Source organism: Streptomyces sp. RKAG293, from assembly GCF_023701745.1.
GTDB lineage: Bacteria > Actinomycetota > Actinomycetes > Streptomycetales > Streptomycetaceae > Actinacidiphila.
This window is the reverse complement of record NZ_JAJOZB010000001.1, coordinates 8,508,900-8,522,871: the sequence shown is the minus strand read 5'-3', so window position 1 is coordinate 8,522,871 and position 13,972 is coordinate 8,508,900. Positions and strand designations below refer to the sequence as shown.

The following is a 13,972-nucleotide window of genomic DNA, read 5'->3' as shown; positions in this document are numbered from 1 at the left end:
CAGGGGGACATTTCCCCTTGACCCGTGCACATCACCCCCCTATCGTTCTCCCGTCTGGCTTGATCCACTAGGACGGGCCTATCAGTCCTATGGGGGGACGAAATGCACTACTACTTCGATGTACTCAAGAAATACGCGGTATTCGGCGGGCGCGCACGGTGCCGGGAATACTGGATGTTCACCCTGTTCAGCACCGTCATCGGCGTCGCTCTGGCAATCATCGACTTCGCGGTCGGATCGCAGCCGTGGATCGAATTGGTGTACGCCGTTCCCACGTTCCTCCCCACGTTGGGAGTCACCGTCCGCCGGCTGCACGACAGTGGGCGCCGAGGCTGGTGGGTGCTCATCGGGCTCATCCCGTTCGCGGGCTTCATCTGCCTGCTGGTGATGCTGAGCGCCGACAGTGAGCAGCGGACGAACGCGCACGGCCCGAACCCCAAGGCCGTCCCGGTGGAGGACGCCCACTTCGCCTGACCATGTGCGGCCGGCGCCGCCCGCATTCCTCCGACTGCCCACCGGCCTCGCCGGTGGGCAGTCGGCGTTCCGGCGCTTCGCGGGCGGTGGTTAAAGCGGTTGCCCTGCGGGGCGGCCGTCTGTTGCACTGCCCTGTGACAGCCCGATCGACCTCATCGACCTAGGAGTCCCGATTATGTGCGGAACGTTCATGTCCATCCAGGAGGGAATTGCCGTCTATCTCAAGGACATGACACCGAGTGCATACACTGAACCTGGGAATCCTGGCGCATGTTGACGCCGGAAAGACAAGCCTGACCGAGCGGCTGCTGCACGCCGCGGGCGTCATCGACACGATCGGCAGTGTCGATGACGGCAGTACGCAGACCGATTCGCTGTCGCTGGAACGGCAGCGCGGCATCACGATCAAGTCCGCCGTCGCCTCGTTCCTCGTCGACGACGTCACCGTCAATCTGATCGATACTCCCGGCCACCCGGATTTCATCGCCGAGGTGGAGCGGGTGCTGAACGTGCTCGACGGAGCCGTGCTGATCATCTCCGCCGTGGAGGGCGTGCAGGCGCAGACCCGGGTGCTGATGCGCACGCTGCAGCGGCTGGGGATTCCCACGCTGATCTTCGTCAACAAGATCGACCGCAGTGGGGCCCGGTACGACGGCGTGCTCCGCGGCATCGCCGAGAAGCTCGCTCCGGCGAGCATCTCCATGGGCCGGGCCACCGCGCTCGGCACGCGCGGCGCAACGTCCCGGCCCCACGACGACGCCGACTTCAGGTCCGCACTCGTCGACCTCCTCGCCGGTCACGACGAAGCGCTGCTGGCCGCGTATGTCGACGACGAGGCCGCGCTCTCCTGGCCACGGCTCCGGGGCGAACTCGCGGCGCAGACGAAGCGGGCGCTGGTGCATCCGGTGTTCTTCGGCTCGGCGATCACCGGTGCGGGGGTCGATGCGCTGATCTCCGGGATCACCGAACTGCTGCCCACCGCCGAGGACGATGCCGACGGTCCGGTCTCGGGCACCGTCTTCAAGGTCGAACGGGGTTCCGCCGGGGAGAAGATCGCCTATGTCCGCATGTTCTCGGGGACGGTGCGGGTGCGGGACCGCGTGCTGTTCCGCGGGAACGAGGAGGGGAAGGTCACCGCGCTCAGCGTCTACGAGCGCGGCTCGGACGTCCCGGGTGACGCCGTCACCGCGGGTCGGATCGGCAAGCTGTGGGGAATCGGCGACGTCCGCATCGGTGACGCCATCGGCGTTCCGCGCGCGACACGACCCGGCGGTCACCACTTCGCCCCGCCGACCCTGGAAACCATCGTCGCGCCGCTTCACCCCGCCGACAAAGGAGCACTGCACGTCGCGCTGACGCAACTCGCGGAGCAGGACCCGCTGATCGACCTGCGCCATGACGACCTGCGGCAGGAGACCTCCGTCTCGCTCTACGGCGAAGTGCAGAAGGAGGTCATCCAGGCCACTCTGGCGAACGACTTCGGCGTCGACGTCTCCTTCCGCGAAACGACGACGATCCACCTCGAACGGCCGGTCGGCACCGGCTCGGCCGCCGAGTTCATCCATGTCGATCCCAATCCGTTCCTCGCCACCGTGGGACTGCGCATCGATCCGGCTCCGGCCGGCAGTGGTGTCGAGTTCCGGCTGGAGGTCGAACTCGGCTCGATGCCGTACGCGTTCTTCACGGCGGTCGAAGAGACCGTCAGGGCGACGCTGGAGCAGGGAATCCACGGCTGGCAGGTCACCGACTGCACGGTCACCATGACGCATTCCGGTTACGCGGCCCGGCAGAGCCACGCTCATGCCGTCTTCGACAAGAGCATGTCGAGCACCGCCGGGGACTTCCGCAACCTGACGCCGCTGGTGTTGATGAGCGCGCTGCGGCAGGCGGTGAGCCGGGTGTACGAGCCGATGCACCGGTTCAGCCTGGACATCCCCGCGGACATGTTCGGGCTGGTGGTGCCCGTGCTCGCGCGACTGCGGGCCGTACCGCGGACCTCGGACCTCGGTGGTCCGGGGCCCGTCGTATGTGCTGGAGGGTGAGATCCCGGCCGCCTCGGTGCACGCACTGGAACGGCAGCTGCCGTCGCTGACACGCGGCGAAGGCGTACTCGAGTGCGCCTTCGACCACTACCAACCGGTCCGCGGCACGGTCCCCGACCGGCCGCGGTCGGACCACGATCCGCTCCACCGCAGGGAGTACCTGCTGCGGGTCACGCGCCGGGCGGTCGGCGGGTGACGGCCCGAACACCCTACGAGGGACCCCGGATCAACCGTCCGTCGCCCGCGATCGCAGGACTCTGGCGGTGAAAGCCGCCAGGTCGGCCCGCAACTGCTCGCGAGTCGTCCGCTGTTGGCCGACGAGGTGTTCCACGAGGTCGGCGCGGGTGGTGGCGAGCAGCGCGTGGGCGGTGAAGTCGCTGTCGGCGAATCCCGGAATCTGTTCCAGCGCGGTCCTGAGGGTGCCGTGCCATAGCGCGTAGTGCTCTGCCGCATAGGGGCTGTCGCCGCCGGTTCCCTCCAGCGCCAGGGCGAGGTGGCGGTTGTCGAGCTTGAAGCACAGAACGGCGTCGAGGAGGGCGGGCACCCGCTGGAGGGGCGGGGTGGTGGGCCCCAGCGGCGGGGCCCCTCCTCGGCGGCGAGCCGGATCGGCGCGAGCCGCGTCTCGTACAGCGCCTGGATCAGACCGGTGCGGTCGCCGAAGCCGCGGAAGAGCGTCGCCTTGCCGACGCCGGCCGCCACCGCGATGTCGGCCATGGTGACCGACTCAGGGCTCTCGCACTCGGCGAAGAGTGTGTCGGCGGCGGCGAGGACGGCCTCCCGGTTGCGCGTGGCGTCCGCGCGTGGCTTGCGTTCGGTCATGCGGTTCCTCCAGTTGCAAAGCGGACCCCGGGTCCGTATCGTCTCTCCTATGAAACGGACCCACGGTCCGTATCGTACGGGATGGAGCAACCATGAGCGTGACCACCGCACCGGCGGACCTCTTCCGCCACGGACTGCAGCTGCTGCTGGACAAGGACATCACCGCCTGGACCGACCTGTGGGACGAGGACGGAGTCCTCGAGTTCCCCTTCGCCCCGGACGGCTGGCCGAAGCGCCTGGAGGGCAAGGCGGCCGTCACCCAGTACATGAGCGGCTACCCCGACCACATAGACCTGCACGACTTCCCCTCCGTGGAGATCCACCAGACCGTCGCCCCGGAGACCATCGTGGTCGAAATGCGCGGTGTAGGACGCCTGGTGGAGACCGACAGCCCCTTCGACATGACCTACATCGCCGTGGTCACCGTCAGGAACGGGCTCATCACCGGCTACCGCGACTACTGGAACCCGCTCGCCGTCCAGAACCCCGCCGCCCACTTCGCCGGGAGCAACTGATGGCCGAGTCGGAGAAGTTCACCCTGGTCATCGGTGCCACCGGCACCACCGGCAGCCGCGTCGCCGCCCGGCTGGCCACCGAAGGGCGGCGCGTTCGGGCCGCCGGCCGCCGCGCCACCCCCGTGGCCGGGGCCGTTCCCGTGCGGTTCGACTGGGACGACCCCACCTCCTTCGAAGACGCGCTCGACGGCGCGGACCGGGTCTATCTCATCCCGCCGCTCGGCGCTCCCGATCCGGCAGCCGTCATGCTGCCCTTTCTCCGGCAGGCCCGCACCGCGGGCGTCCACCGGGCGGTCCTGCTCAGCTCGTCGGCGATCCCCGCCGGCGGCCCCGCCGTGGGGCAGGTGCACGAGGCCCTGCCCGGCCTGTTCTCCGAGTGGGCGGTCCTGCGGCCCTCGTGGTTCATGCAGAACTTCACCGGCGACCACGCGCACGCCCGGACCATCAGAGCGGACGGCACCATCCGAACAGCGGCCGGTGAGGGGCGCGTCGGGTTCGTCGACGCCGACGACATCGCCGCCGTCGCCGTGCACGCACTGACCGCGGCACAGGCCCCGAACACCGACCTGATCATCACCGGGCCACAGGCGCTGAGTTACGACGACATCGCCGCCGTCCTCACCCGGGCCACCGGCCGCACCGTCACCCATGAGCGGCTGACCTACGAGCAGATGCACGACCGCCTGGCCGCCGACATGCCCGCCGGGTTCGCCGCGATGCTCGCCGGCATGGACCGCTCCATCGCCGAAGGCGCCGAGGACCGCACCACCGACACCGTCCAGCGCCTCACGGGCCGCGCCCCGCGCAGCTTCCGCGCTTTCGCGGAACGGGAGTTGGACCGGATCCGGGGCTGAAATCCCCCGGATTCCCGCTGCCGGGAGCCCTGGGGCTCGTCAGTCGGTGGCGGCCGTCAACCGGGTACGGGCCAGGGCGTGGGCACGGTCGAGGGCCTCGGCAGCGGTGCAGGCGACGTCCGGCTGTACGCCGGTGCCCTCCCAGTCGGTGCCGGAGACGGGGTTGATCGCCCGGCCGGTCGGGATGCTCGCCTCCAGATGCGGGTGCACCGTCCAGCCCTGGCGGGGATGCGCACCGCCGCGCGTCACCTCGCCGACGACGACGGCACGGCCCAACTGCTGCAGGTCGTAGGCCAGTTCCTCAGCGGCGGAGAAGGTGTGGCCGCTGGTCAGCACGTACAGCGGCTTGCTGCCGCCGAAGCGTGCTCCGGGGACGTACGGCAGGCTCCAGGACTGTTCCAACCGTTCACCGTCGCGCCAGTGCATGGTGTTGAGGTGGGTGCGCTCGTCGAGCAGATAGCTGCAGATGAACGCGACCGTGTCCGGGTCCCCGCCGCCGTTGCCGCGAACATCCAGAACAAGGGCGTCGGCCCGGGCGACCAGGGTGAGGGCGGCCGCCAGCGGCTCGGCGGCCCATGCCAGCGGGAAGAGCATGGGAGTCAGCTCCAGCAGGGCCACCCCGCCGTCCAGCAGCTCCACCCGGGGAACTCCGCCGAGCTGGGCGTCGAAATCCCTGCGTATGGAGGTCAGGGTGGCAGCGCCCTTCTCCTTCGGCACCGGTTCGGCGTGATGGAGCAGCCGCAGGTGCCGGTCGCCGTTGACCGACTGCAGGTCCTCGGTGACCAGTCGGCTGAGCTCCTCCGCGCTGTCGACGTCGTACGCCCCGTCGGCGAGGCGCCGCCGCAGCAGGGTCGCCAGGAGCTCGGCCGCTTCGGGGAAAACGTAGTGATCCAGGAGGAGTTGGGCCGTCTCCTCGACGACGGGAACGGTGCTGGTCTGCGTCAGAATGGTCATGGCAGGGAGTAGAACACCGCCCTTCCCAAAGCGTCAAGAGTATTGGACACTTGGCGCATGTCCGAGCAACCGCCTTACTCCCCGACGCCTCACGAAGTCCAGGAGATCAGCTCGCCCGAGCAGTTCGCGGCGCTCGCCCACCCGTTGCGCCAACGGCTGCTGTTCGCGCTGGGCCGTCGCCCCGCCACCATCAGCCAGCTCGCGGCGCACCTCGAGACCGCCAAGGGCAACGTCGCACACCACCTGAAGGTGCTGCGGACGGCCGGCCTCGTCCACATCGCCGAGACCCGCCAGGTCCGGGGCGGCACCGAGCAGTACTACCAGCGCGTCGCCCGGCGCATGATCGTCGCCGAACCCGAGGCGGCCGGCACGGCGGCGATGCTCGGCGCGGTCGCCCAGGAGCTGGACCGCTCCCCCGCCGAAACCCATCTGACCCTGCGCCACCTGCACCTGAGCCCCGCGAAGGCGCAACGCCTCGGCGAGAAGCTGGCCCGGCTGATCGACGAGACCGAGGAGGACGCCGAGTCCGAGCCGGTGCACGGCATGCTGTTCGCCCTGTACCAGCACGCACAGCTCCCCGAACCCGGCGGTTCGGCCTAGGCCGTGTCGGACAAATCCCTCCCCCAGCTACCGCTGGGAGGTGCCCCCAGTTGTCGGGCTCATCCACGTACCCCGGTACGAGGACGACCCTCCGCCTTGCGATCGCACGCACCAGACGCCCCGGGCCCCGCCCTCCGGGCGGACGCCGCTATTTGTCAGACCCGGCCTAGATCGTGTCGGACGGCAGGTGGGGCGTCGCTTCCTCCGGGCCGATCTCCGCGGTCTGCGCGGCGACGCTGAACAACGTGCCCTCCGGATCCCGCAGGAGTGTCGCCAGACCCGGAGCGGTGTCGTCCGGCGCGCTGACGATCGCGCCGCCCGCCGCTGCGGCGCGTTCGGCGGCCAGGTTCGGGTGGGGGGTTCTGAAGGTGACCTGCCAGCGCGGGCGGACCTTCGGGTCCGGGGCCTCCTCCACCGCGCCGCCGTGCAGGGCGGCCACCGTGCGGCCGTTGATGTCGACGAACACCTGGTCGTTCTCGTACCGCAGGGTGCAGCGCTCGGGTGGTTCGGTGTCCCAGCCCAGGGCCTGGCTGTAGAAGATCGCCGCCGCGAAGACATCCCGGGTGTGCAGCTCGATCCACAGCCCGCGACCGCCACCTCTGGGGGTCCAGTGCGGCTCCCGGGGCCCTTCCCAGAGGGCGAACGGCGCGCCTGCCGGATCGATGGCCCAGGCCACCCGGCCAGGACCGAAAGGAAGTGGACCGACGGCGACGGTACCGCCACGTTCACGGATCCGCTCAGCGGCGCGGTCCACGCTGTCGACCGCGAAGTGCACCGACCAGCAGGCCGGAACGCCGAAGGAGTGCCCCGTCTCGCCGAGACCGGCGATCGGTTCGCCCTCGCTGATCGCCTCGGCGTACTCGGCGAGCCCGAATCCGGGCCGGTACTCCCAGCCGAGCACGCGGCTGTAGAAGGCCTTGCTCGCCGGCAGGTCCGCGGCGGTCAGGCTCACCCAACACGGCGCTCCCTGGACCGCGCTTTCAGAAGGAGCCATGTCTGCAGCCTCGCCTCACGCAGGGGGACACCGTTCACTTTGCCACTGTTCATGCATGTTCGCTCTTGTTGGCACCCTTATGCCGCGCGTGGCGCCGCAGCGGCGCGGACCGGTACCGCGAACGGCGGCTCCGGCCGACTCGGCATCACGCAGAGTTACCGGCCGGGGGCGCCTTCCGGGTGCGTGTCCACTCGCCGAGCTGGGGCGCGGTCCAGGTGTTGACGACCCGCTCCGCCGGCACTCCGCAGGTCTCGGCGCGCGCGCATCCCAGAATCTGCCAGTCGAGCTGGCCGGGGGCGTGGGCGTCCGTGTCGATGGCGAAGAACACTCCGGCGTCGACCGCCTGGACCAGCAGGTCACGCGGCGGGTCCAGGCGTTCCGGGCGGCTGTTGATCTCGACCGCCGTACCCGCCTCCGCGCAGGCCGCGAAGACCTCTGCCGCGTCGAACTGCGACGGCGGGCGGTTCCGCCCCGACAGCAGACGGCCGGTGCAGTGCCCCAGGACGTCCATCAGCGGGTTGCCGACCGCATTGATCATGCGCCGGGTCATGGCGGGAGACGCCATCCGCAGCTCGGAGTGGCTCGAGGCGACCACCAGATCGAGCTGATCGAGCAGGTCGGGTTCCTGGTCGAGGGAGCCGTCGGCGAGGATGTCGCACTCGATACCCGTCAGCAGACGGAACGGAGCCCACTGCTCGTTCAGTTCGGCCACCACCTCCAGCTGCCGGCGCAGCCGCTCGGCCGTCAGTCCGTTGGCGATGGTCAGACGGGGCGAGTGGTCGGTGAGCACGGCCCATTCGTGCCCGAGTTCCGCCGCGGTCCTGCCCATCGCCTCGATGGGGCTGCCGCCGTCCGACCAGTCCGAATGCAGATGGCAGTCGCCGCGCAGCAGGGCACGCAGCGCCGTCCCGCCCTCCACGAGCGGTGCCGCCGCCTCCGCCTCCAGCCGTTCGAGGTAGCCGGGCACGGCCCCGGCCAGCGCCTCTTTGACGACCTGGGCCGTCTTGGGGCCGATGCCCTTCTCCGCCTGCAGCGTGCCGGCCGCCGAGCGCGCGGCGACCTCCTCGGGCGGTAGCCCCGCGACCACCTCCGACGCCGTACGGAACGCCTCCACCCGGTACGTGGCCGCCTGAGCGCGCTCCAGCAGAAAGGCGATCCGGTCCAGCGCCTTCACCGGTTCCATCGTGGCCTCCTCGGGCCGGCCGCCTGCCTCGGACGGTAGCCGTCACCGCAGGAGCGGCACGTCGGCGGGCCCGCCGCACCGTTCCACTCTGGCCCGGCACGGCTGCCGGCGCACCCCGGACGCCTCCCGCACCGGCTCGCCGCGCTCCGACGGTGACCTGATCGGGACTTGATCGTTTCAGTGATGGCGGCCGGCACACTCCGGTCGCGGATCCGTACCCGCGGCCGGCACATGCGTCACGGGGCCGGATCCCGCTACGTACAGCCTGCCGCTCGTGCGGAGGCGCGGGGGAGTTTCGCCGATGTGTGGGCTGGCCGGCTATGCCGGGTTCGCGGGTTGCGCACCCTCGGGGACCGAAGAGGTCTCCCTCAAGGAAATGACGGAGACCCTGGCCTGTCGGGGACCGGATGCCTCGGCGGCCTGGACCGGGGATGCCGCGGGGCTGGGGCACACCCGCCTGGCGACCGTCGACCTCGTCGGAGGGCGTCAGCCGCTGGTACTGACACGTGGCGGGAGCACTGCGCTGGCGGTGGTGTTCACCGGTGAGGTGTACAACCACGCGGAGCTGCGGGCGGAACTGGCCGCGCGCGGGCGCCGGTTCAGCACCCGCTGCGACAGTGAGGTGGTGCTGCAGGCCGTCGACGCCTGGGGCGAGCAGGCTCCGGCCCGCATGGAAGGCATGTTCGCGTACGCGGCCTGGGAGCCCGCGCACCGGCGGCTGACCCTGGTGCGTGACCGGTTCGGGATCAAGCCGCTCTGCTACGCGCGGATCAGCGATGGGGTGGTGTTCGGCTCCGAGCCCAAGGCGGTGCTGGCGCACCCTGCTGTGCCGGCCCGGCTGGAGCTGGACGGGCTGCGGGAGCTGCTGCTGTCCGCCCACCCGATGATCAAGACGCCGGGGCGCAGCGCCTTCGCGGGGCTGCGCGAGATCGAACCCGGCACCGTGACGACACTGACTCCCGACGGGGTGCGTACCCGCCGCTACTGGTCGCTGACGCCCGCCGAACACCGTGACGACCTTCCGACCACGTTGGAGCGGGTACGCACCCTGCTGGGCCGGGCCGTCACCGGACAGCTGCGGGCCGATGTCCCGGTCAGCGTCCTGCTGTCCGGCGGGCTGGACTCCAGCGCCATCGCCGCCCTGGCCCGCCCCGAGGCCGACGTCCTGCACACGCTGTCGGTGGACCTGGGCGCCGGCGCCTCCGGCGAGGACGCCATGGGGCGTGACCCGGACGGACCGTACGCCGACCTGATGGTGCGCCATCTGGACACCGCGCACCGCACGGTCGCGCCGGCGGCCCGGGACCTCGCGGATCCGTCCCACCGCGCCCGCGTCGGCCGGCTGCGCGACGGGCTGACGATGGGCGACTTCGACACCTCGCTGATGATGCTGTTCCGCGCGGTCCGCGAGCACTTCCCGGTCACCCTGTCCGGCGAGGGGGCCGATGAACTCTTCGGCGGCTACCGCTGGTTCACTCCTCTGGCCGCAGCGGCAGAATCCTTTCCCTGGGACACCGTACTGGACCGGGCCGATCTCACCCGGCTGCTCGACCCCGCCCTGGCCAGGGCGCTGGATCTGCCCGCGCACCGCGCCGAACTGCACGCGGCCGCAACTGCCGAGATCGAGCACCTGCCGGGCACCGCGCCCGGTGAGGCCGCGCTGCGCCGCGACAGCTATCTCAACCTGACCCGTTTCCTGCCCTGCCTGCTGGACCGCACCGACCGTCTCAGCATGGGATCGGGCCTGGAGGTCCGGGTCCCCTTCCTGGACCACCGGCTGGTCGAGTACGTCTTCAACACCCCCTGGGAGTTCAAGACCTTCGACGGCCGCGAGAAGAGCCTGCTGCGCGCCGTCGTCGCGGACCTGCTCCCCGCACCGGTCCTGGCCCGCCGCAAGAGCCCCTATCCAATGGTCCGCGACCCCGCCTACCGTGCCGCGCTCACCGGCCAGGTCGACCGGCTGCTCACCACCGGAAGCCCGGCCGCCGAGCTGCTCGATGTGCGCGCGGTGCGGAGTCTGCTGCTGGAACCTTCGGGCGAGAAACGTTTCCCCCGTGAGGGGCTGGAGCTCGTCCTGGACCTGGACCAGTGGCTGCGCACCCACCGGCCCGCCCTGCAGCTCTGAACCTCGGCCGACCTCTGGACACCGGCGAGCACGTCTCCTCGCACCTCCGGGCACCGCCCCGAACGTCCCCTCCCACCACCTCAACCGCACAGGATGCCCGCCATGCAGCACGCCGTGATCGTCTCCACCGTCCGCACACCCATCGGCCGCGCCCACAAGGGCTCGCTGGCCGGCGTCCGCCCCGACGACCTGCTCGCCCGCACCGTCGCCGAGGCTCTCGCCCGCGTTCCGGACCTGGCACCGGAGAGCGTGGACGACCTGGTCGTGGGCTGTGCGCTGCCCGGCGGGGAGCAGGGCTTCAACATCGCCCGGATCGCCGCGATCCTGCTGGGCTGGGACCACGTCCCCGGCGTCACCGTCAACCGCTTCTGCACCTCCTCCCTGCAGGCCGTCCGGATGGCCGCCCAGGCCGTGCGCTGCGGTGACGCCGACGTCGTGATCGCGGCCGGTGTCGAGTCCCAGTCCCGGCTCGCCCACGGCAGCTCGGACACCTGGCCCGGCACCGAGAACCCCGCCTTCGGAGCCGCCGGGCAGCGCACCGTCGAGCGCTCAGGGCCGGGCACGGCACCCTGGAGCGACCCCCGCGAAGAAGGCCGGACGCCCGACCCCTACATCCCGGTGGGACTCGCCGCCGAGAACGTCGCCGATGTCTACGGCATCACCCGCACCGACATGGACGCCTACGCCGCCCGGTCCCATCGGCTCACCCAACTCGCCCTCGCCGAGAGCTTCCACTTCGGTGACATCGTCGCGGTGAAGAGCCCGGACGGTACGACCACCGCGACGGACGACTGCCCCCGCACCGGGGTGACCGCACAGACCCTCGCCGCCCTGGCGCCGCGCTTCCGCCCCGACGGCCGGATCACCGCGGGCAACAGCGCGCCGCTGTCCGACGGAGCCGCGGCCGTCGTCGTGATGTCCGAGGAGTACACCCGCGCTCACGGCCACGTCCCGCTGGCCCGTATCCTCTCGACCGGCGTCAGCGCCGCCACACCCGAGACCGAAGGCCCGGCCCCGGTCGCCGCGACCCGAACGGCACTCGCGCGAGCCGGGCTGACGCTGTCGGACATCGACACCGTCGCCGGGAACGAGCCCTTCGCCGCCCAGGTCCTGGCCTACTGCGCCGAACTGGGCCTGGACCCCGAGCGGATGAACCCGCACGGCGGGTCCATCGCCCTGGGCGAGCCGTACGGAGCTGCCGGGGCCCGGCTGACCACCACCGGACTCACGGCGTTGCGCCATGACGACCAGAGCACCGCCCTGGTCAGCGTCGTCGCCGCGGGCGGTCAGGGCATGGCCATGGTCCTGGAGCGCACCTCCTAGACCGGTCTACCGCCGGTCGTGCGGCGGACCGTATCCGGGCCGGGAGCAGCGTCAACGCCCTTGCAGGGCGTTGACGTTGTTCCCGAACGTCCATCCCTTCGAGCCGTCCCAGTTGATCGACCAGGTCATGAGTCCCTTCAGGCCGCCGCTGTACTTGTTCCAGGCCTGGGAGACCAGGTTCGGTGCCATGTACCCGCCCCCGGCGCCCGGTTGGGCGGGCAGTCCCGGGACCTGCTTGTCGTAGGGGACCTTGATGGTGGTGCCCTGGACGACGAGGCCCTTGTTCAGGCAGTCGGTCTGCGCGGTGAACCCCGCGACGGTGCCGGCGGAGTAGGAGTCGCCGGAGCAGCCGTACATGCTGCCGTTGTAGTACTGCATGTTCAGCCACCACAGCCGGCCGTTGTCCGCGTACTTCTTGACGATGGGCAGGTACGCGCCCCAGATCGAGCCGTAGGCGACGCTGCCGCCGGTGACGTAGGCGGTCTCGGGCGCCATGGTCAGACCGAAGTTCGAGGGCATCTGGGCGAGGACCCCGTCGATGATGCGCACGAGGTTGGCCTGAGAGGTGGACAGCTTGGTGATGGTGCCGCTGCCGACGAGGCCGGTCTCGATGTCGATGTCGATGCCGTCGAAGTTGTAGGCCTTGAGGATCGGCACCACGGTCGCGATGAACCGGTCGGCGACGGCGGTGGAGTTGAGGTCGATCCCTGCCGCCGCACCGCCGATGGACATCAGCACCGTCTGGCCGGCCGCCTTGGCCTGACACATCTCGGCCGGGGTCGGGACCTTCACGGTCGAGTCCATCCCGTCCTGCCACAGGACGGTGCCGTCCGAGAGGATGACGGGGAATGCCGCGTTGATGACGTTGTAGCCGTGATCATGAATGCGGGCGTCGGTGACCGGGATCCAGCCGAGCGGGGGGTGCACACCGTTCGCGGCGCCGTCCCAGTTCTCCCAGTACCCCTGGAGGACCTTGCCCGCCGGCTTCGACTTGACCGCGCACACGGTGGCCTGGGGTGCGGCGCTCGGCGCCGCGGCGACGAGCATCTGGACGGCGAAGGCCGTCGCCAGCCCGACGCCCAGCAGACGTGATGTCCGACCGATCATGTTTCGCTCCGTCTCTCCATGAACACCATCACCGGGTCCACATGGCGTCCACGAGCGCAGGACAGTGGGTGAGTTGGCAGCAGGCACAGATCTCGTCGCGAGCGTCGCCCACGGTAGATTGGTCCAGACCTACCGTCAATAGGTCTGGACCAACTGCCTCACTGCCCCACTGCCCCGCGACGGCCGTCAGGCCCGCAGCACCCGGACACCGCACTCGACGATGGCCTGCTCCCGGGCCTCGTCGAGGCTCTCGTCGGTGACGAGGTCGTCGATGTCGGCGAGCGGGCAGATCTCCGCGAAGGTCACCCGACCGATCTTGGTGCTGTCCGCGACGACCACCGAGCGCGCACTGCTGCGCAGGAAGGCCCGGTCGGTGTGGGCCTCCATCTCGTCATGCGTGGTGCAGCCCTCGCTCACGGTCAGGCCGTCCACACCGATGAAGGCGATGTCCAGGTTGTACTGGGCGAGCATCCGCTCGGCGGCCGGCCCGACCAGTTCGTAGCTGGCCGTCCGGGCGTTCCCGCCGACGACCACGAGGCGGATCTCGGACCGGGCGATCAGGTCGGCGGCGATGTTGACCGCGTTGGTGACGACGGTGATACCGCTCCGGTCGGCCAGCGCCCGGGCGATCTCGGTGACCGTGGTGCCCCCGGTCATCCCCACCACCGCGCCGTCCGGGACCAGACGCGCCGCGGCGAGCGCGATCCGCCGCTTCTCGGCCTGCTGGCGTCCCGCCCGGTGGCGCAGCGGCAGCTCCAGGTTGAACGTGCCGGTCACGGCGCCGCCGCGGGTGCGGTGCAGGAGCCCCTGTTCGTGCAGCGTCTGCAGATCGCGCCGGACCGTCGCCCCTGACACTCCGAGCAGTTCGGTGAGCACATGGACGTCGGCACTGCCCTCCTTGGAAACGTGATCAAGGATTCGGGCGATTCTGTCAACTTTGAGCATGAGGGGAGTCTAGCTCCAGGTCAGAACAGTGAGGTGA

The 13,972-nt window shown here is 70.5% G+C and carries 11 protein-coding genes and 2 pseudogenes; 7 read left to right on the top strand and 6 right to left on the bottom strand.

Going from position 1 to position 13,972, the window contains the following annotated elements; genetic code table 11:
- Positions 1 to 102: 102 nt before the first annotated feature.
- Both LNW72_RS37580 and LNW72_RS37575 read left to right on the top strand, forming a co-directional pair.
- Entirely contained in the window at positions 103 to 474 is a 372-nt protein-coding gene (locus LNW72_RS37580; protein ID WP_250979505.1) for a DUF805 domain-containing protein, read from the top strand.
- Between the two features lie 239 nt (positions 475 to 713).
- Positions 714 to 2,712 (top strand): annotated as a pseudogene (locus tag LNW72_RS37575) (GTP-binding protein).
- A 30-nt stretch (positions 2,713 to 2,742) separates the two neighbouring features.
- On the opposite strand, the pseudogene LNW72_RS37570 reads toward LNW72_RS37575, so the two are convergent.
- Positions 2,743 to 3,335 (bottom strand): annotated as a pseudogene (locus LNW72_RS37570) (TetR/AcrR family transcriptional regulator).
- Positions 3,336 to 3,427: 92 nt separating this feature from the next.
- Here LNW72_RS37570 and LNW72_RS37565 point away from each other — a divergent pair.
- Both LNW72_RS37565 and LNW72_RS37560 read left to right on the top strand, forming a co-directional pair.
- Entirely contained in the window at positions 3,428 to 3,850 is a 423-nt protein-coding gene (locus LNW72_RS37565; protein ID WP_250979504.1) for a nuclear transport factor 2 family protein, read from the top strand.
- Complete coding sequence (locus LNW72_RS37560; RefSeq protein WP_250979503.1) at positions 3,850 to 4,704, top strand: NAD(P)H-binding protein; 855 nt, start codon at positions 3,850 to 3,852, stop codon at positions 4,702 to 4,704. The genes LNW72_RS37565 and LNW72_RS37560 overlap by 1 nt, the downstream gene beginning before the upstream one ends.
- Before the next feature lie 39 nt (positions 4,705 to 4,743).
- Here the strand turns inward: LNW72_RS37560 and LNW72_RS37555 are convergent, their stop codons facing one another.
- Positions 4,744 to 5,658: a S41 family peptidase gene (locus LNW72_RS37555; protein WP_285369883.1), complete on the bottom strand. Its 915-nt coding sequence runs from the start codon at positions 5,656 to 5,658 to the stop codon at positions 4,744 to 4,746.
- A 57-nt stretch (positions 5,659 to 5,715) separates the two neighbouring features.
- Between LNW72_RS37555 and LNW72_RS37550 the strand changes: the two genes are divergently transcribed.
- The gene (locus LNW72_RS37550) at positions 5,716 to 6,258 is read left to right on the top strand and encodes a winged helix-turn-helix domain-containing protein (protein ID WP_250979502.1); all 543 of its coding nucleotides are present in this window, start codon (positions 5,716 to 5,718) and stop codon (positions 6,256 to 6,258) included.
- A gap of 166 nt (positions 6,259 to 6,424) precedes the next feature.
- Here the strand turns inward: LNW72_RS37550 and LNW72_RS37545 are convergent, their stop codons facing one another.
- Positions 6,425 to 7,210, bottom strand: coding sequence for a VOC family protein (locus LNW72_RS37545; RefSeq protein ID WP_250979501.1), 786 nt, complete (start codon positions 7,208 to 7,210; stop codon positions 6,425 to 6,427).
- 187 nt (positions 7,211 to 7,397) lie between these two features.
- The gene (locus tag LNW72_RS37540) at positions 7,398 to 8,435 is read right to left on the bottom strand and encodes a PHP domain-containing protein (RefSeq protein ID WP_250979500.1); all 1,038 of its coding nucleotides are present in this window, start codon (positions 8,433 to 8,435) and stop codon (positions 7,398 to 7,400) included.
- Positions 8,436 to 8,736: 301 nt separating this feature from the next.
- On the opposite strand from LNW72_RS37540, the gene asnB reads away from it, so the two are divergent.
- Complete coding sequence (gene asnB / locus LNW72_RS37535) at positions 8,737 to 10,560, top strand: asparagine synthase (glutamine-hydrolyzing) (RefSeq protein ID WP_250979499.1); 1,824 nt, start codon at positions 8,737 to 8,739, stop codon at positions 10,558 to 10,560.
- Positions 10,561 to 10,662: 102 nt separating this feature from the next.
- Positions 10,663 to 11,883: an acetyl-CoA C-acyltransferase gene (locus LNW72_RS37530; RefSeq protein ID WP_250979498.1), complete on the top strand. Its 1,221-nt coding sequence runs from the start codon at positions 10,663 to 10,665 to the stop codon at positions 11,881 to 11,883.
- 51 nt (positions 11,884 to 11,934) lie between these two features.
- Here LNW72_RS37530 and LNW72_RS37525 read toward each other — a convergent pair whose 3' ends face one another.
- Entirely contained in the window at positions 11,935 to 12,990 is a 1,056-nt protein-coding gene (locus tag LNW72_RS37525) for a chitinase (protein ID WP_250979497.1), read from the bottom strand.
- Between the two features lie 186 nt (positions 12,991 to 13,176).
- Positions 13,177 to 13,935, bottom strand: a complete 759-nt coding sequence (locus tag LNW72_RS37520) for a DeoR/GlpR family DNA-binding transcription regulator (protein ID WP_250979496.1) — start codon at positions 13,933 to 13,935, stop codon at positions 13,177 to 13,179.
- Positions 13,936 to 13,972: the final 37 nt, after the last annotated feature.

What these genes read in the sequence shown, in the direction of transcription:
- LNW72_RS37580 (WP_250979505.1), top strand. Translation starts at nt 103, where the DNA reads ATGCACTACTACTTCGATGTACTCAAGAAATACGCGGTATTCGGCGGG.
- LNW72_RS37565 (WP_250979504.1), top strand. Translation starts at nt 3,428, where the DNA reads ATGAGCGTGACCACCGCACCGGCGGACCTCTTCCGCCACGGACTGCAG.
- LNW72_RS37560 (WP_250979503.1), top strand. Translation starts at nt 3,850, where the DNA reads ATGGCCGAGTCGGAGAAGTTCACCCTGGTCATCGGTGCCACCGGCACC.
- LNW72_RS37555 (WP_285369883.1), bottom strand. Translation starts at nt 5,658, where the DNA reads ATGACCATTCTGACGCAGACCAGCACCGTTCCCGTCGTCGAGGAGACG.
- LNW72_RS37550 (WP_250979502.1), top strand. Translation starts at nt 5,716, where the DNA reads ATGTCCGAGCAACCGCCTTACTCCCCGACGCCTCACGAAGTCCAGGAG.
- LNW72_RS37540 (WP_250979500.1), bottom strand. Translation starts at nt 8,435, where the DNA reads ATGGAACCGGTGAAGGCGCTGGACCGGATCGCCTTTCTGCTGGAGCGC.
- asnB (WP_250979499.1), top strand. Translation starts at nt 8,737, where the DNA reads ATGTGTGGGCTGGCCGGCTATGCCGGGTTCGCGGGTTGCGCACCCTCG.
- LNW72_RS37530 (WP_250979498.1), top strand. Translation starts at nt 10,663, where the DNA reads ATGCAGCACGCCGTGATCGTCTCCACCGTCCGCACACCCATCGGCCGC.
- LNW72_RS37525 (WP_250979497.1), bottom strand. Translation starts at nt 12,990, where the DNA reads ATGATCGGTCGGACATCACGTCTGCTGGGCGTCGGGCTGGCGACGGCC.
- LNW72_RS37520 (WP_250979496.1), bottom strand. Translation starts at nt 13,935, where the DNA reads ATGCTCAAAGTTGACAGAATCGCCCGAATCCTTGATCACGTTTCCAAG.